The organism is Shimia haliotis, from assembly GCF_900114415.1.
GTDB classification, from domain to species: Bacteria; Pseudomonadota; Alphaproteobacteria; order Rhodobacterales; family Rhodobacteraceae; genus Shimia; species Shimia haliotis.
The window spans coordinates 646921-664011 of record NZ_FOSZ01000001.1; the positions used below are offsets into that span (position 1 = coordinate 646921).

At 56.7% G+C, this 17091-nt stretch carries 19 protein-coding genes; 10 read left to right on the top strand and 9 right to left on the bottom strand.

The genetic code is table 11. The features are described from left to right. Nucleotides 1-13 precede the first annotated feature (13 nt). The gene (locus BM069_RS03190) at nt 14-193 is read right to left on the bottom strand and encodes a hypothetical protein (protein ID WP_093321281.1); all 180 of its coding nucleotides are present in this window, start codon (nt 191-193) and stop codon (nt 14-16) included. A gap of 81 nt (nt 194-274) precedes the next feature. On the opposite strand from BM069_RS03190, the gene BM069_RS03195 reads away from it, so the two are divergent. After that, nucleotides 275-796 (top strand): CBS domain-containing protein, encoded by a 522-nt coding sequence (locus tag BM069_RS03195; RefSeq protein WP_170846660.1) that lies wholly within the window; start codon nt 275-277, stop codon nt 794-796. Between the two features lie 48 nt (nt 797-844). Here BM069_RS03195 and BM069_RS03200 read toward each other — a convergent pair whose 3' ends face one another. Next, a complete protein-coding gene (locus BM069_RS03200; protein WP_093320142.1) occupies nt 845-1948 on the bottom strand; it encodes a CaiB/BaiF CoA transferase family protein in 1104 nt (367 codons plus the stop codon). 183 nt (nt 1949-2131) lie between these two features. Between BM069_RS03200 and BM069_RS03205 the strand changes: the two genes are divergently transcribed. Next, nucleotides 2132-3346, top strand: a complete 1215-nt coding sequence (locus tag BM069_RS03205; protein ID WP_093321284.1) for an acyl-CoA dehydrogenase — start codon at nt 2132-2134, stop codon at nt 3344-3346. Nucleotides 3347-3443: 97 nt separating this feature from the next. On the opposite strand, the gene BM069_RS03210 is transcribed toward BM069_RS03205, so the two are convergent. Continuing rightward, on the bottom strand, nt 3444-4169 hold the full coding sequence (locus tag BM069_RS03210) for a hypothetical protein (RefSeq protein ID WP_139216122.1): 726 nt from the start codon (nt 4167-4169) through the stop codon (nt 3444-3446). 226 nt (nt 4170-4395) lie between these two features. Between BM069_RS03210 and BM069_RS03215 the strand changes: the two genes are divergently transcribed. Together BM069_RS03215 and BM069_RS03220 are read left to right on the top strand one after the other, a co-directional pair. Further along, on the top strand, nt 4396-4614 hold the full coding sequence (locus tag BM069_RS03215; RefSeq protein ID WP_139216123.1) for a hypothetical protein: 219 nt from the start codon (nt 4396-4398) through the stop codon (nt 4612-4614). Between the two features lie 58 nt (nt 4615-4672). Beyond that, on the top strand, nt 4673-5491 hold the full coding sequence (locus BM069_RS03220) for a YihY/virulence factor BrkB family protein (protein WP_170846661.1): 819 nt from the start codon (nt 4673-4675) through the stop codon (nt 5489-5491). Between the two features lie 7 nt (nt 5492-5498). On the opposite strand, the gene cls is transcribed toward BM069_RS03220, so the two are convergent. Beyond that, nucleotides 5499-6911 carry a cardiolipin synthase gene (cls, locus tag BM069_RS03225; RefSeq protein ID WP_093320154.1) on the bottom strand — a complete coding sequence of 471 codons (1413 nt, stop codon included), beginning with the start codon at nt 6909-6911 and terminating at the stop codon, nt 5499-5501. 96 nt (nt 6912-7007) lie between these two features. Here cls and BM069_RS03230 point away from each other — a divergent pair, with 96 nt between their 5' ends. Then, on the top strand, nt 7008-8603 hold the full coding sequence (locus tag BM069_RS03230) for an AMP-binding protein (protein ID WP_093320157.1): 1596 nt from the start codon (nt 7008-7010) through the stop codon (nt 8601-8603). A gap of 183 nt (nt 8604-8786) precedes the next feature. Here the strand turns inward: BM069_RS03230 and BM069_RS03235 are convergent, their stop codons facing one another. From BM069_RS03235 to BM069_RS03245, 3 genes are read right to left on the bottom strand one after another with little or no spacing between them, the layout of a single operon-like run. Beyond that, complete coding sequence (locus tag BM069_RS03235; protein WP_093320160.1) at nt 8787-9863, bottom strand: methyltetrahydrofolate cobalamin methyltransferase; 1077 nt, start codon at nt 9861-9863, stop codon at nt 8787-8789. 9 nt (nt 9864-9872) lie between these two features. Beyond that, nucleotides 9873-10799, bottom strand: a complete 927-nt coding sequence (locus tag BM069_RS03240) for a methylenetetrahydrofolate reductase (protein WP_093321286.1) — start codon at nt 10797-10799, stop codon at nt 9873-9875. 26 nt (nt 10800-10825) lie between these two features. Next, a complete protein-coding gene (locus tag BM069_RS03245; protein ID WP_093320162.1) occupies nt 10826-11122 on the bottom strand; it encodes a virulence factor in 297 nt (98 codons plus the stop codon). A gap of 247 nt (nt 11123-11369) precedes the next feature. On the opposite strand from BM069_RS03245, the gene BM069_RS03250 reads away from it, so the two are divergent. Then, the gene (locus BM069_RS03250; RefSeq protein ID WP_093321289.1) at nt 11370-12482 is read left to right on the top strand and encodes a Ppx/GppA phosphatase family protein; all 1113 of its coding nucleotides are present in this window, start codon (nt 11370-11372) and stop codon (nt 12480-12482) included. Between the two features lie 84 nt (nt 12483-12566). Next, a complete protein-coding gene (locus tag BM069_RS03255; RefSeq protein ID WP_093321292.1) occupies nt 12567-13283 on the top strand; it encodes an RlmE family RNA methyltransferase in 717 nt (238 codons plus the stop codon). Between the two features lie 3 nt (nt 13284-13286). Here the strand turns inward: BM069_RS03255 and BM069_RS19740 are convergent, their stop codons facing one another. Beyond that, a complete protein-coding gene (locus BM069_RS19740; protein WP_170846662.1) occupies nt 13287-13463 on the bottom strand; it encodes a hypothetical protein in 177 nt (58 codons plus the stop codon). A 97-nt stretch (nt 13464-13560) separates the two neighbouring features. Continuing rightward, on the bottom strand, nt 13561-14490 hold the full coding sequence (locus BM069_RS03260) for a lysophospholipid acyltransferase family protein (protein WP_093320164.1): 930 nt from the start codon (nt 14488-14490) through the stop codon (nt 13561-13563). A gap of 168 nt (nt 14491-14658) precedes the next feature. On the opposite strand from BM069_RS03260, the gene BM069_RS03265 reads away from it, so the two are divergent. Genes BM069_RS03265 through BM069_RS03275 form a run of 3 tightly spaced genes read left to right on the top strand, consistent with a single transcriptional unit; the run spans nt 14659 to nt 17089 of the window. After that, a complete protein-coding gene (locus BM069_RS03265; protein WP_093320167.1) occupies nt 14659-15366 on the top strand; it encodes an acylneuraminate cytidylyltransferase family protein in 708 nt (235 codons plus the stop codon). Nucleotides 15367-15368: 2 nt separating this feature from the next. Further along, nucleotides 15369-16160: an SDR family NAD(P)-dependent oxidoreductase gene (locus BM069_RS03270; RefSeq protein WP_093320169.1), complete on the top strand. Its 792-nt coding sequence runs from the start codon at nt 15369-15371 to the stop codon at nt 16158-16160. Further along, nucleotides 16154-17089, top strand: coding sequence for a Gfo/Idh/MocA family protein (locus BM069_RS03275; RefSeq protein ID WP_093320172.1), 936 nt, complete (start codon nt 16154-16156; stop codon nt 17087-17089). The genes BM069_RS03270 and BM069_RS03275 overlap by 7 nt, the downstream gene beginning before the upstream one ends. Nucleotides 17090-17091: the final 2 nt, after the last annotated feature.

Here is a 17091-nt window from a genome sequence, read left to right on the forward strand (position 1 = left end):
AGGTGGTTTGACGTCAAACGTTTAACGGTATCAAGGCAACGATCAACAGGCAGATGCCTGCGATCAGGCCCGTCAGCCACAGATGGCTGCGCGGGCCTTCTTCTTTCCAGACCCTGCGAAACCGATGGCCGGCAAGAATCGCGATTACGAAGATGATTGTGGCCAACGCGGGCGAGAGCGTGAACTCGGACAAAAGAAAAATCCCCAAACGGCAAAACTGCGGTTAAGCTGGAGGCATACTTGTTGAATTCCAGCCACGCAAGGAGCCCTTTTGATGCCGAGTTCTTATCAGGCCCCCAACCGCAAATCCGAAGAAAAGCAACGGACCATGAGCCAAACCACGACGACAAATGTGTCGGGAGAGACCGTGACTGTGCAACGGGTGCTGGATCAGAAGGGTGGATCTGTTTTTGCGATTCGACCGCAGGATACTTTGGGCGAAGCGGTGAAGGTACTGCGCGACAAACGCATTGGGGCGTTGGTGGTGACGGATGCCAATGGCAGCCTAGTAGGGATTTTGTCGGAACGTGATATTGTACGCAAACTTGCGGACACGCCGGGGCAGACGCTGCCAAAAAGGGTCGAGGAAATCATGACCACAGAGGTGCAGACCTGTACGCCTGACGAGGCGCTCGTATCTGTTCTGAAACGCATGAACGATGGCAAGTTCCGCCACATGCCTGTCGCCTCAGACGTGGGGCTTGCGGGGATGCTGACGATTGGTGATCTGGTCAATTATCGCCTGACCGAGTTGGAACATGAAGCGTTGCAACTAAAACAGCTAATTGTTGGATAATCGTTTAATTTGAACTGTTTGGGGTGCGCTATTAATGCGCACCTTTTGTTATTTTGGCAATTTGGGCGCGGCTTTTTCCAGTGCCAGCTCTGCGTCCGAAAAGGTCCACGGACCACGCACACCTTTGACGCCTTCGGCCTCATAGACCATGCCGCGTGCCTGTATCTGCGGATTGTTCAACGCGTCTTCGACCGAATTGATTGGTCCTGCTGGCACTGTGGCCCGCTCGAGCGCATCCAGCAACTCAACCGAAACCCATTGCTGTGTGGCTTCTTCGATCCGCTCGGTCAGCGCGTCGCGGTTGGCGACGCGCGCCTGATTGGTGGCATAGTTGGGATGCGTGCCAAGTGCGGTGAGTCCAAGAACGTCACAGGCGCGTTGAAACTGCCCATCGTTGCCCACCGCCAGAATGATGTGACCGTCCTTGGTCGGCACCACTTGATAGGGCGCGATATTGGGGTGGGCATTGCCTTTACGCGCGGGGCTTTGTCCGGTCGCGAGATAATTCATTGCCTGATTGGCAAGTAGGGCCGTCGCGCAATCAAGCAAGGACATATCGATGTGTTGGCCTTTTCCGGTGGTGTGGCGTTGTTCCACCGCCGCGAGGATACCAATCGTGCTGTAGAGCCCCGTGACAACATCCGTCACTGCAACTCCGACTTTTTGAGGCTGCTGGTCGGGCTCGCCGGTGATAGACATCAACCCCGACATGCCTTGAATCATAAAGTCATATCCCGCGCGGCTGGCATATGGCCCGTCCTGTCCAAATCCGGTGATCGAACAATAGATCAAGCGAGGATTGAGGTCAGAAAGACTTGCGTAGTCCAACCCGTATTTCGCCAGACCGCCAACCTTGAAATTCTCAATCAGGATATCTGCTTCTGCGATCAGCCTCTTGACCGTGTCTTGCCCTTCGGGGGTACGGAAATCCGCGGCTACAGAGGTTTTGCCTCGGTTGGCGGAATAGAAATACGCCGCCGTATTGTCGTCATCGCGTTCAATAAACGGAGGGCCCCAGCGTCGGGTGTCATCGCCTTCGATGGCCTCCACCTTGATCACCTCAGCCCCCAGATCGGCGAGCGACTGACCTACCCAAGGGCCGGCCAAAATACGTGCAAGTTCAACGACTTTTAGACCTTTGAGTGGTGTCATATTCTGCGCGTCCCGTCTGTGAATGGCATGGCGACAAGTGGTAGGCAGGTTTGGCAGGCTTGGCAAGATGTGCAATTTGACGCGGCGATCTTGGGGCGCGAAAGGCTTGACCTTGAGGCAGCAGCGGGGGAAGACATCAGACAATATGATCATATCGCGCCTTGGGGCGCCGAGGAGGACACCATGGCCAAGGATCTGGCACCGCAATCCAAACCCGATCTGGGCAGTTTCAATTGGGAAGACCCGTTCCTGATTGAAGATCAGTTGGCGGAAGACGAGCGTATGGTGCGCGACGCTGCCAAGGCCTACTGCGATGAAAAGCTGGCGCCGCGTGTGACCACCGCTTTTGAAAACGAAGAAACCGATCCGGCAATTTTTGCGGAGATGGGCGAGATGGGCCTTTTGGGAACGACAATCCCTGAGGAATACGGCGGGATTGGCGCAGGATATGTGACCTATGGTTTGGTTGCGCGCGAAGTGGAGCGTGTGGACAGCGGCTATCGGTCGATGATGTCGGTGCAGAGTTCCTTGGTGATGTATCCGATCTATGCCTACGGTTCAGAAGAGCAGCGCAATAAGTATCTGCCCAAGCTGGCTTCTGGCGAATGGATCGGCTGTTTTGGACTGACGGAGCCGGATGCAGGATCTGATCCGGGCAGCATGAAGACGACGGCCAAAAAGGTTGACGGCGGGTATGTTCTGAACGGCGCGAAAATGTGGATTTCAAATGCGCCAATTGCGGATGTTTTTGTTGTCTGGGCCAAATCCGACGCGCACGGGGGCAAAATCCGTGGTTTTGTCTTGGAAAAGGGCACCAAAGGGCTTTCTGCCCCCAAGATCATGCACAAGGCATCGCTGCGCGCATCGATCACCGGTGAAATTGTGATGGACAACGTTGAGGTGTCAGAAGAGGCGCTCTTGCCCAATGTCGAGGGGCTTAAGGGGCCATTCGGTTGCTTGAATCGGGCGCGTTACGGCATTGCTTGGGGTGCAATGGGGGCAGCAGAGTACTGCTGGCACGCGGCGCGGCAGTACGGTCTTGATCGCAAACAATTCGGCAAGCCACTGGCGCAAATGCAGTTGTTCCAGCTGAAGTTGGCGAACATGCAGACGGAGATTTCGTTGGGCCTTCAATCGGCATTGCGGGTCGGACGTTTGATGGATGAGGCTAAGGCCGCTCCTGAGATGGTGTCGATCATCAAACGCAACAACTGCGGCAAAGCGCTTGAGATTGCCCGCCATGCGCGGGACATGCACGGTGGCAATGGCATTTCGTTGGAGTTCGGCGTCATTCGCCACATGGTGAACCTTGAAACGGTGAACACCTATGAAGGCACCCACGACGTGCACGCGCTTATCCTTGGGCGGGCGCAAACCGGCCTTCAGGCGTTTTTCTAAAGACAGTGCGCGCCGGAGGAAGAGGCTTCCAGATACTTCCGGCGCGGAATTTGTCCTAATCGAACGACCGCTAGCCTTTTGCGGCCGGTGAGGTTGCCTATGCCATTTGAGCGCGATGAACGCGGTGCAACCAATCCGCCCAACTCAGACGCCAGTCACCTTCAAATGTCACCGAATCCGTCAATATGTCGGCGCTAGCGTCGCGATCTTGCTCGCTGAGTTGAAACCGTGTGGTCGAGTCCGCAAGTGCAAACATTGGCGGATTGGGAAGGCGATGGGATAGCGTCCGAGCCGAGTGCCAGTTTGAAGCTGCATCTGCGATCACGCAGCAATTTTTGGGTGCGTCGCGCAGTGTGGTGCGGGGCTGGCGGCCGAAAATCTCCAACGCTGGTGAAATCAATGTTAGGCTTTGAATATCCGGCTTGAAGGCAGCGCTTGCGTTGGCCTGAGCGCTGAGCCACTTCAGAGCGACCAACGCGCCGTTGCCTATCGCTGCCAGATGAAACGAAGCGGCACGGCTGCCCATTTCCTCAATGATACGGCTGATGGCATTCACACGCGGCGCAAACCGTTCCTTGCCCTCCGGCGTCCAGAGTTGACGCCAAGAGATGCAGGCGATCGGATGTGCCGCCGCGGCCAAGGTCGCGTGAAGCCGGTGTTCATCAGCAAAAGCACGACAGATGCGGGATTCGGTGAGCGGCATGACAATAACCACAGGAACACCCGGTGCGGCATGTCCGGCTGGCGGCTGACTGAGAACCGCGTGACGGGTTTCCGCCAGGATCAGAGATGGTTCAGCGGGCGAAAGGGATGTCGTGGTCATCGGGGCAACCTTGGCTCTCTGAATGCGGGCTGTTGCCCGAATCTTGAAACGAAAACGCCGACCGTAATGGTCGGCGCCGGCCTCGATTTCCGTGAGTGTCAGGCGTGCGCCTGAATCCGCTATCCCGCCAAGGCTTCGGGTGCGGTGATCAGGATCGCCCAGGAGGGAGGGAGGGAGGAGGGATGGACGATCCTGATCATATGCGGCAATGGACATCGTGTCGTCCTTGCTTGACCTTGATTTAGTGAGTTTTCCCGAGGATGAAACATGCCTTTTCTGCCGTTTCTTTGGAATTCCTGCCATTGGGCAAGAGCCTGCTTGGCCATTCAAAATTGGGCAAAAAATCGCCGGTGAAAACGATGAAAAATCAGAATTCTCTGTTCAGTTTCGCCAAAATTATCGAAAAATCGTGACCATCGCCGCTGATTTCTTTGGTCAGTTTTGATTTGCGGAAGCGTGAAACAGGGCTGACGGGCTCGTGCCAGCAGGATATGACGTTCTACATGGCCGAAATTAAAAAGATTCTATTTGAAACGCTTGGCGAATTTCAACGCAAGGGCGGTATGGTGCGCGCATCTCATCTTGCCCTTTCATTTATGCTAGCCCTGTTTCCTTTCGCAATTTTCGCCCTGTCCCTGGCTGCGGTGTTCAGCGGGGAAGGGGACATTGATCTCGTGGTCAATTTCATTCTGGGTTATTGGCCGCCGGAAATTGTGGAACCCATAGAAAATGAACTGCGTGCGGTTTTGCAATCCGGGGCGGGCTCGCTGACATTCGGTGCGGTTTTGTCGATTGTGTTTGCGACCAACGGTGTCGACGCCATCCGTGTGGTGGTGACGGAGGCCTATCGCGACGAAGATCCCAGACCGTTCTGGCGGACCCGCATGCTTGCGTTTGTTTTTGTTGTGGCGGGTACGCTTATGATCCTCGCCGCCGGGATCCTGAGCGTCGCGATCCCTTTGGCCATTCACTATTTTGATGACGTTGTGCCTTGGCTTTCGGAATCGATCTTTAGCAACGATCAATTCCGCAGCCTGTTGACCGTGATGCTGACCGTTTTCTTTCTATATGCCTGTCACCGCTGGCTTCCCGGAACCAAGCACCGTTTTCGCGATGTGTTTCCGGGGGTGTTGTTGACGGTCGCGTTATGGATTGTCGCCTCAAACGCCTTTGGCTTTTACATCTCAAACTTCTCAACCTATTCGGTCACGTATGCCGGCCTCGCGGGGGTCATCACCGTCTTGGTTTACCTATATGTGATGAGTGCGATTTTTGTATTAGGGGCTGAATTCAACGGCCGATTGATACAGCGCGATCGCTAAGCTCGATTTAGAGCAGCGGCGCAAAAAGGCGGGCGACAGGCGCGAAGACACGCACCCAGAGCGGCTGATGGTGCAGAGGCGTAGTCAATGGAGACGCGCGCATGAAGTCATCCTGAAACATGATTTCCAAATCTTTTGCGGCGCGCTGATCTATCAGAATGGCTGTCTCTTCAAAGTTTAAGCGGCACGAGCGGCTGTCGAGATTGAAAGTGCCCACCGATGCGATGGTGTCATCCACCAGCACGCATTTTTGGTGCATAAAGCCTTCATTATATTGCAAAAATTGAATTCCTGCGTCGCGCAGCTCATCGAAATAGGCAAATGCCGCCAACCACGTGACCCAATGATCCGCTTTGGCCGGCACCAACACACGGACATCAATGCCTTTGAGCGCCGCGATTTGCAGAGCTGTAATAATGTCCGGATCCGGAACAAAATAAGGGGAGGCGATCCAGATGCGATTTTTCGCTGCTGAAATACATGCGTTGAAGTAAAGATTGCCTGTGTCCATTGGATCGGCGGGGCCACCGGCAAGGATCAGGCCGTCTTGATCTTCGGGCTGGCTATCAATGCTCCAGTTAAGATTATCCAGCAGGCTTTCCTGTGTCGCCCAATGCCAATCTTCCGCAAAGATGATCTGAAGCTGTTGTACCATGGGGCCCCGAAACTGGCAGTGGGTGTCACGCCAATGCCCGAATTCCGGATCACGGCCCATGTATTCTTCCCCGACATTCAAGCCGCCCGTGAACCCGATTTTCCCGTCTACGACCAATGTTTTACGGTGATTTCGAAAGTTGAGTTGAAACCGCTTTGTGGGGCCGCGCAAAGCGTTGGTGTCAAGCATCCGAACGCCGGCTTCGGTCAATCGGGCAATATAGGATCGGGTCAGGCGGTTGCAGCCGACGGAATCATAGAGAAATCGCACCGAAACGCCGCGTTGCGCCGCTGCGATCAGGCGATCGGCCAGTGCATTTCCGGTGGGATCGTCGCGGACAATGTAGAACTGAACCAGAATATAGGATTCTGCCTGATCAATTGCGGAATGGATGGCGTCAAAGGTTTCTTCACCATCGACCAAAAGCTCGAATTTATTACCTGATAACAGTGGACTAGCGGCAATGGTTTCCAAGAGTTTTGCTTCGGCAATCTGGGCTTCCGGTTTTGGCGGAAGGGAAAGTCGGGCTGCTTGAATGGCAGATACATGCTCAATACTGTCGCGGCGCGCGGTCATGTAACCGCGGACTTTGGAGTGGCCCAGAAAAAGATAGCTGACGACTGCGATGTATGGCGCGGAAATCAGAAACACCACCCAAGCCACAGCCCCTTGTGGCGTTCTGGAATGTGTTAGAGCACGGAACGCAAAAAACAAAGCAAGTGCTTCTAAAAGAATAACAAATAGAAGTGATGCCGAAATGACCATATAGGACCTGCTACGTATTCTTACGGGTGATCGAGCGCTTTCCGACACTCATGTGCAAGGATAGTGTTACGCGAAATTAAGAGGGATGAAAGTGTTATGGACACCATCGATGCTTTGTTTGTTGCGCGAAGTCGGGAGTTTGCTGAACAGGATTTCATGGTGGTGCCACAGGATTTGAAGCGTGCGTATCATCCTCGCGGGGTAGCTTGGAGCTATGCGCAGGTAGCAGAGAAGGTGGATGCGCTGGCGAATGCTTTGACGGCGGCGGGCTATGGCTTTGGTCACCGGATCGCAGTTTTATTGGGCAATCGGCCGGAAATGATGGTTTGGAAGCTCGCCCTTGCGCGGCTTGGCGTGAGCTGGGTGCCGGTCAATCCAGACTACCGTCCAGCCGAAGTCGCCTATCTTTTGCAAGACAGCGGGGCGGGGCTGGCTGTGGCGTCACCAGACTTGGCAGAGCTGATGCAGGCCGGCTTGACCGCAAGCGGGTTGGATGTGGCATATGCGGAAGTCTCTGAAAACACTCTGGAATTCCCGCCTTCAAAACGCACCTCGGAAAAGGGGCAGGTCACTGGCGAAACCGAATCCAGCTTGATCTATACCTCGGGAACCACGGGACGGCCGAAGGGGTGCATGCTGAGCCATGACTACGAGATTCAGATGGGTCAGTGGTACGCTCATCGAGGCGGGTTGATCGATTTTGAGGCTGGGGAAACGCGGGTGTATTGCCCACTGCCTTTGTTTCATGTGAACGCAGCGATCCTGCTGTTTTTTGCGGTGATTGAAACTGGCAGCGCGATGATTCAGCCGGAGCGGTTCAGCGCGAGCGCATGGTGGCGGGATATCGTTGAAACCGGCGCGACAGGGGCACACTATCTTGGAATTGTGATCCCCGCTCTTATGAATCGACCACCAGATGAGTTTGAAAAGAAACACAAAATTCGCTTCGCGGTTGGCGCAGGTGTGGAGCCGACGTTGCATCGACCGTTTGAAGAGCGGTTTGGGTTTCCCTTGATTGAAGTGTGGGGCATGACCGAGATGTGCCGGATGCTTGGCGACTATGAAGAGCCGCGCCAGATTGATACGCGGGCCATCGGGCGGCCGCAGCCGGGGCTGGATGTGCGGGTGGTGGATGAGAACGACCGCGAGGTTCCGCGCGGTACTGCGGGCGAAATGGTGGTGCGGCACAGCGCCGAAACGCCGCGAAAGGGGGCGTTTTCGGGCTATCTCAACCTACCGGAGGAAACCGAAAAATCGTGGCGTGGCGGCTGGTTTCATACCGGAGACACGGTGATGATGGACGAGACCGATATGGTCTACTTCGTTGATCGCAAAAAGAATATTATCCGTCGCTCAGGGGAAAACATCGCGGCGGCAGAGATTGAGGCCTGTCTGCAGGAACACCCCAACGTTGAGCGTGTGGCGGTGATTGCGGTGGCAGACGCGATGCGCGACGAAGAAGTGATGGCCTGCGTGCAATGCATCAACAATGACGATGAAGCGGCGGCGAAGGAATTGTTCGATCACTGTTTCGCGCGCATGACCTACTACAAGGCGCCAGGTTGGTTGCGGTTTGTACCCGAAGTGCCAGTCACAGGGACGCAGAAGGTGCAGAAACACGCGATGTTTGCCGAAGGTGAAGATCCAACCGAAAAAGCTTATGATTTTCGGTCTCTTAAGAAGCGGAGCTAAAGTTTAATTGGTGTTTGGACAACGCGGCTGCAACGCGTCGGTATAACGTCGGTATTACGTCGGTGCGGGTTTTCTTGAATGCCGCACCGGTTAACGCATCGGTCGGGCCACTTGATGAACGAAAAAGGCACGCTCTGAACAAACAAAGCGTGCCTTCGGGATTTTGGTCTGTCTTTAAGCCGATCAGGCGCGACGGCGACGGCCACCGCCACGACGGCCACGACCACCTTCACCATCAGCAGACGGCGGTTTGTTGAAGCGGATCCAAGCTGCGCCCCCGTCGTCGTTGTTGGTCAGGAAGTTGGCGGCGCGAATGGCCTCCATTTCCTTGCCTGCGCGGGCTTGGGTGGAGCCAAGACCAAACATCGCGCAGAAGGCTTCGTCGTCCATATCGGCGGGGATGATCACACCGGCGGCCTCAACCTCGGCCTTTTTCTCGGCCAGTTTTTTCGGACCGACGGGCAGGGCGATCGGGTTCATGATCGCGGAGGTCATACCGGTTGCCATCGCCATCGGCAGGAAGGCGTTGTTGATCCCGTGGCGGTTGGGCAGGCCAAAGGAGATGTTGGACGCGCCGCAGGTAGTGTTCACGCCCAGCTCGTTGCGTAGGCGGCGGTTCAGTTCAAAAACCTGAAGGCCGGCGGTGCCCATGGCGCCGATTGGCATCACCAAAGGGTCGACCACGATGTCATGCGCGGGAATGCCAAAATCAGCGGCGCGTTCGACGATTTTCTTGGCCACAGCAAAGCGGACCTCGGGGTCTTCCGAGATGCCGGTGTCGTCATTGGAGATCGCGACAACCGGTACGTTGTATTTCTTGACCAGCGGCAGAACCATCTCAAGGCGTTCTTCTTCGCCGGTTACGGAGTTCAGCAGCGGGCGGCCTTTGGCGGCTTCAAGGCCTGCCTCAAGTGCGCCGGGAACGGAGCTGTCGATGCAGAGCGGACAGTCGGTGACTTCCTGCACTTTTTCAACCAGCTGACGCATCAGATCGGGTTCGACAAAGTTGTTGTCGGCGTAGCGCGGGTCTTCGGCCATTTTGTTGGAGAAGACGGCGCCGGAGTTGATGTCGAGAACGGTGGCACCGGCGGCGACCTGTGCGATGGCGTCGGCCTGAACGCGGGAGAAATCGCCCGCTTCCAGTTCGGCGTTCAGGATCTTGCGGCCCGTCGGGTTGATACGCTCACCAATCACCGTGAAGGGCTGATCAAAGCCCATGATCGCGGTTTTGGTGCTGGATTCGATAATGGTGCGGGTCATGCGCTGTCCTTAGTTGGCATTTGCGGGCTGGGTTGCAGCGCCGCCGTTATCAATAGCCCAGTTGGCGTTGGTTTTGATGCCGCCAAGGGGAAAGAAGTGCACCGATTCAATGTTGAAATCGGGGTTGGCTGCCTTGTGCGCCGCAAGTTCGGTGAGAACCTCGGTCGGCTCATAGGGCAGAAGCAGTTTGGAAACGTCCATCGCACGCTTTTGCAGCACTTTGAGGGAGGGGCCGACGCCGCAGGCGATGGCGAATTTAATCAGCGTTTGCAGCTTTGCAGGGCCTGCGATGCCGATGTGGATCGGGATGTCGACACCTGCGGCTTTGACACCATTGGCCCATTCGATGATCGGGCCGGCCTCAAAGGCGAACTGTGTGGCGAGGGCCATTTTGGCGTCGGTGCGCTGGGAGAACTCCTGTTTCCACTGAAGCGCAGCGTCCACATTGGCGGTGCCGCCGCTGGGGTCGATGTCTTTGTTGCCTTCGGGGTGGCCAGCGACGTGCAGGCGCTCAAAGCCCGCCTTGTCAAAAAGGCCGGTATCCAGAAGCTGCATGGAGTCGGCGAAATCGCCGTGGGGCTCGGCAACACCACCCGCCAGCATCAGCGCCTGTTTGACATTGGCTTCGCCCTGATACATGGCGATCCAGTTTTCCAGCGTCGCCGCATCCTTGATGATGCGCGCGGGGAAGTGGGGCATGACGTCATAGCCCTCGGAATTGATCCGCTTGGCTGTGGCAACCATGTCCTCGATGGGCGTGCCTTCGATGTGGGCGATGTAGACGCGGGTGCCTTGCGGCAGGAGCGCGCGGAAATCGTCAACCTTGGCGGCCGTGCGGGGCATGACTTCGATGGAATAGCCTTGCAAGAAGGCCTCCATTTGTGGCGTCACGGTGGTGGTCTCGTCGCTCTTGCGCTTGAAATTCAACAAAGCCATTGCGGCCTCCCAAATGGAGGGGCGTGTCATGCCCAGCCTTCATTAGCGATCAGTGCCTTCAGGCGGTCCTGATCATATTCCGCTTCAAGACGGGCCACTTGCTCCTCACAAATGACGTCCGCCTCGCCCTCAACCGGAAACGGAGGGGCTTTGCGCCATTCCGCCAGATAAGCATCCGCATCCTTTGCGCCGACTTTCATCGCTGCTCGGTCGATCGCCTTTTCAAAGCGCTCGGCCAAGGGTTTCTTGGTTCCGCGACGACCCTTGCCCACGATGACTTGGGCCGGCATGTCGCGCCAATAAACGATAGTGACGTCGGGCATGGATGTGATTCCTCCGGTATTGGTAGAATTATCTCTAAGTCAGACGCGCGGTCCGGTTTGGCTTGTTTTCGACAAGGTGATCGCTTTCCGCGACCTCTGGTGGTTGTAGCCGTGGTGGCGCGGCCTGCACAGATGGCCGCGCTTGAAAGTTACACATGAAGAAGTTGAGGCGCAGGGTGCGGGCAGGGATTGCGTGTGGCCTGAGGAGATACTACGTTGAACTCAACACGATATGGAGGGCGTAACGATGGCGCCCAAGCGTCCCGAAGGTGCGGGCGCGTTCCCGAAACCGGTTGAGAGCCCCGCGCCGAAACCGCCTGATCCAAGCACGCTTTATGCTGCGCTGGATTTGGGCACGAACAGTTGCCGCATGTTGATTGCCCAACCGAAGGGCAGTCAAATCCATGTGGTGGACAGCTTTAGCAAGTCTGTCCAATTGGGCTCTGGCCTGGAAAGCACGGGACGTCTGTCCCGAGGCTCTATGCGACGCACAATTCAGGCGTTGCGGATTTGTCAGCAAAAGTTGAAGCGGCACAAGGTCAAACGGATGCGTTTGGTCGCCACCGAAGCGTGTCGCCGCGCTAAGAACAGTCGTGAGTTCATCCGGCAGGTGAAGCGCGAGACCGGTTTGGCGTTGGAGATCATCCCGACCGAAGAAGAAGCGCGTCTGGCGGTGATTTCCTGTGCGCCGTTGGTGAGCACCAAGACCGAGCAATTGCTGGTGGTGGATATCGGAGGCGGGTCAACCGAACTGGTGTGGATCGATTTGACATCGGTGCCGATGCGCGACCGGCCGAAGGCGATCATGCGGTTGCACAGCGGGTTTCGCAACGACGACAGCCCGTTTCCAGGCGCCAAGGTGGTGGACTGGATTTCGGTGCCTTTGGGTGTGGCGACGCTGCGCGATCAGTTCCGCGATGTCGAAGATGATGCGGCGCGGTTTGCGCTGATGAGCTGGTTCTTTGAGGAAAACCTTGAAGAGTTTGCGCCATACAAGAACGCGCCACCCAGCGAAGGTTTCCAGATTGTCGGTACGTCGGGCACCGTGACGACGGTGGCGGCGAGCCATTTGGGGTTGCGGCGCTATGACCGCACCAAGGTTGACGGGCTGCGTATGACGTCGGATCAGATCGACAAGGTGATCCGTGGCTATCTTGAACTGGGCCCAAAGGGGCGCAAGAGCGATCCACGGATCGGGCAGGACCGGCATGCGTTGATCATGTCGGGCTCGGCGATTTTGCAGGCGTTGTTGCGGTGTTGGCCGACGACGCGGCTGTCGGTGGCGGACCGTGGGCTGCGCGAGGGGCTGCTTTATGCACAGATGAGCGCAGATGGTGTGTTGGAAGACGGGCCATATTGATGTAGATGGGCAAATTCTTCGGTGAAGACTTTGAGAGTTGCGGCGTTTTCTTTGGAAATTCCGGCAGCTCAGGATGGTGAAGTGATGGCTAAGAAACCAAGTGGCAAAAACACAAGTGGGCGCGGGCTGCGCGATCTGACCGTGAAGGTGAAAACCGCACGCGGGCGTCGGTTGAGTTCGACCCGTTGGTTGCAGCGTCAGCTGAACGATCCTTATGTGACGCGCGCCAAGGCCGAAGGGTATCGCGGACGTGCGGCCTTTAAGATCATGGAGATCGATGACAAGTACCGCTTCCTTGTGCCGGGTGCGCGGGTTGTGGACTTGGGCTGTGCGCCGGGGGGCTGGTTGCAGGTTGCAGTGCCGCGCGTGAACGCGCTTGGCGAGAAATCAGGCAAAAAGGTCGGCACCATTTTGGGGATCGATTTGCAGGAAGTGGAACCGCTGGCGGGCTGTGACCTTCATCAGTTGGATTTCATGGACGAAGGCGCCGACGAGAAGGTCAAAGAGTGGCTGGGCGGCAAGGCTGACGTCGTGATGAGCGACATGGCGGCGTCTTCGTCCGGACACAAGCAGACCGACCACCTGCGCATCATGTCGCTTTGTGAAGCGGCGGCCTATTTCGCATTTGACGTTCTTGAAGAGGGCGGCACCTTTGTGGCTAAGGTGCTGGCCGGTGGTGCCGAAGGCGAGTTGCAGAAACTTCTGAAGCAGAAGTTCACCAAAGTTGCGAACTATAAGCCGCCAAGCAGCCGCTCTGATAGTTCTGAAAAATTCGTTGTTGCGTCTGGGTTTAGAGGGTAAACCTCATGCGGCTCTCAGGGATGCACTTGCGGATTTGAGCAAAAAGTCATTCACAAAATCCCGTTGATCAAAAACGGGTTCTTCGGCGTTGTCGGCGCGTAGGTTTTCCTGACGGATCAGTTCAAAAAGACGCGAAAAACGCGACGACTGACCCAGCTCTGAAGCGGGAATGTGTTTCAAGGCAGCTCTCCAATAGCAGCGTGACCGCGAGCAGGCCGGTCACTGGCAGGACTGTTTGATGCCAAGGGTAAATGGCTGAATTGGCCCCGAAATAGGGCTATTTCTGGGACTGTTTGGCCCGACGTTTGGCCATTTCGCGGTCTGCCGCAGTTTCGTTACCGGCATTTTTCCAGCGATTGTGTGTCCACATCCATTGCCCGGGATGCGCACGGACTTGACGTTCCAGACTGGCATTAAGTTGCTGCGTCATCTCTTCGGGTGTTGAATGGGCAATCGGGGCTTCGGTTTCCAGAACGTATGATCCGTCAGGTTGCCGAACGCCGTAAACAGGAACCACCAACGCATTGTATTTCAAGGCCAGTTCCGCGGCAGAGTAGGACGTTCGGGCAGGGTGGCCCATAAAGTCGACAATAGGCGCGTCGTTCATGCGCTGATCCAGCACAATGCCAACCATGCCGCCAGACCGCAAAAAGCGGATCATTTCTGTCATACCGCGGCGGGATCGCTCAAAGAGCGGCTCTCCGATGGCCTGCATCGCCGCAACATAGTATTCATGGAAAAAGGGGTTGGACATACGCTTGAACAGCCCACCAACACGATAGCCGCGCGAAATCAAAGCGCCGCGCATTGCGTCGTAATTTCCGAAATGACCTGTGACAAGCATCACCGCCCGTCCGTCCTCATGGGCCTGCGCAAGTGCCTCGGCACCGCCTCCGGTGAGCGGAAAATCAGGTACCCGCTGAAGAAACTCGTCCGCCGAGAAAAGCTCCATAAGCGTGCGGCCCATGCCATTTGGAACTTCGCGCACAATGGCGTCACGAGTGGCCATGTCCAGTTCGGGCATCACCAAGTCGAGGTTCTCGCGAATACGGCGGCGATTGCCGGTTACAGGGGCAACCACATTTGTTGCCATCCAACCACCCAAGCGGAGCCGCCGTTCGTAGGGCAGTAGCTTGGCCAGCCGCAAAAAGGCGCGAATGGCCAAGTCGGACAACTTGTGGCCGATATTTCCTTGAACATCGCTCATTGTATGGGGCCTAGGCCTTTTTTGGGGCTGTTGTGGGCGTTTATGTAGTGGGCGGACGTGTTTGGCGCAAGCGGTTGAACGCGGATAGCGGTTGAAACGCTTGAAGTGGCTTCGTATGTCAATTTCAGGCCTCACGGCTTGGACACACGCACGCGAAGGAGATCGGGCATGATCCTTGGACATATTGGGGCGCGCAAGGGCTCCAAAGGAGTGGTGCGGAAAAACTTTCGCGAACTGAACGGAAAACCGTTGATTGACTGGTCTTTGGATCAGCTTTTTGACCATCCGATGGTGGATGCCGTGGTGGTGTCCACAGATGACGAGGAAATTTACGCGCATGCGGTGGCCAAGGGCGCGCTGGATATCGGGCTGCGACCTGCGCATCTGGCGACGGACACCGCGCCGAAATGGGGGGTGTGGCAACATGCAATGGAGGCCGGACAGACGGCGGCGGGACAAGAGGTTTCGGCTTTTCTGGATCTTGATTGCACATCGCCACTACGGCTGCCTGAGGACATCACCGGCGCTTTGACACTGTTTGGGCAGGAAGCGCCGGACATGGTGATGAGCGTTTGTGAGGCGCGTAAAAACCCGTATTTCAATCTGGTTGAACCCGATGAAAGCGGCGCGTTGCATGTGTCCAAACCGCTTCCGGGTGGGGTTTGGGCGCGTCAGGCAGCGCCGAAAGTTTATGAACACGCCGCGAGCACCTATGTGGTGGCACCCGATTACCTGCGCACCGCTGAAACGATTTACGAAGGCCGCGTAATCCCCTTTGAAATGCCCGCCGAGCGCTGCATCGACATCGACTCGCCGCTGGATTTCGCAATGGTGGATTTCCTGTTGGCCGACTTTTTGAAACGAGAGGACACCTGAGCATGGGCAATCAACTGGACGGGCGTACGATTTTTATCACGGGTTCCGGCGGGGTTCTGGGAAGTACCTATGTGCGGCGTATGCTGAATGAAGGCGCAAAGGTTGTTGCGACCGATCTTGAGGGCGCGCGCGCGGATGCGTTGGTTGAGGCGCATGGCAGCAACCCGAATTTCGGGTTTTACCATCTGGACGTGGGCGATGAGGAGGCCGTGACCGGCATCTTTCAAAAGGTCATGGCGGACGGCTGGCAACCCAATGTGGTGCTGAACAACGCGGCCATCACCGGTGAGATGTTGATGGGGGCAGGGCAGCCGTTTCCGGATTTCGCCGACACAACCGTCAATGATTTTGAACGCACGATGCGCACCAACCTGACGGGCGCCTTTATGATTGCGCGGCAGATGGACCGCGACATCATTGGCAAGTATCCGGCCAGCCTGATCAATGTGGCGTCGATGTATGCGCTGAACGGGGCGCATCACCCGATTTATGACGGCATGCCGTTCAAGAATTTCTCGGCCTATGGGGTGTCCAAGGCGGGCATTCACGGGTTGACGGTCTGGCTTGCGGGGTATTGGGCGCAGCGGGGCGCGACGGTGAACACGATCTCTCCGGGGGCGGTGTTTAACGGCCATAGCGAGGAATTCCAGCGACGTGTGGGTGAGTTGATCATGCAAAACCGTATGGCGCAGCCCGATGAAATCGCGGATGTGATGCTGTTTCTGGCCAGCCCGCAGGCGGGACATATGACCGGCCAGATGGTCAACGTGGATGGCGGTTTCTCGGCATGGTGATTGCGGTCATCGGCGCCGGATCGATTGGCAAGCGGCACGCGGGCAACCTTGAGGCGCTTGGCGAGGCGGTGGAGCCGATTGGTTGGCGCGGGTTTGACCAAGCAGCGTTTGAAGCGCGCAAGGACGTTGAGGCGGTGGTGATTGCCACCTCAACACCGATCCGGTTGGAGTTGATTGACATCTGCGCACGGCGCGATTGGCCGTTTTATGCGGAAAAGCCGTTGGCATGGCGTGTGGCGCAGGTCGAAGCGATCCACGACGCCGGCGCGCCGGTGGCGGAGCGGTCAATGGTCGGTTTCATGATGCGCTATCACCCTGCAGTGCGGGATCTGGCAGCGCGGGATTTGTCGCAAGTTTACGGGTTTCAATTTGAGATCGGACACGACGTGCGGCAATGGCGCGAAAACTGGTCTTTTGCCGGAAGCTATGCCGCTGATCCCGAAGGCGGCGGGGTTCTGATGGATCTGAGCCACGAAGTTGATCTGGCGCTGGCGCTGTTTCCAGGGCTGGAACTGGGTGCGGTGGATTGCGTAGGACACCGCGATTTTGCCGGTGTGGATTTTGCCACGCGATTGCATCTGAGCAGCGCCGCGGGTGTGGTTGGGTCGGTGGCGATGGATTATGTCAGTCCGGTGTCCTTGAGGCGCGCGGGGCTGCGCGGTCGCGACGAGGTTGTGGACCTTGATTTTCTGGCACCGGAAATTCGTATCGCGTGTGAAGAAAACGTTAAGGTCGTTCCCTATGCTTTTGATCGCAATGATATGTTCATGGATATGATGCGCGATTTTCTGGCGCTTGTGCGCGGACAGGACACCTCAAACAACCCGTTGATTCCGCGATTTGACCGGATGCGGGAGAGCAGTCTGTTGGTGGCGCGCGCTTGGGAAAACCGCGTGTTCAGCGGCGTCGTGGATATGGATATGTCCTGACG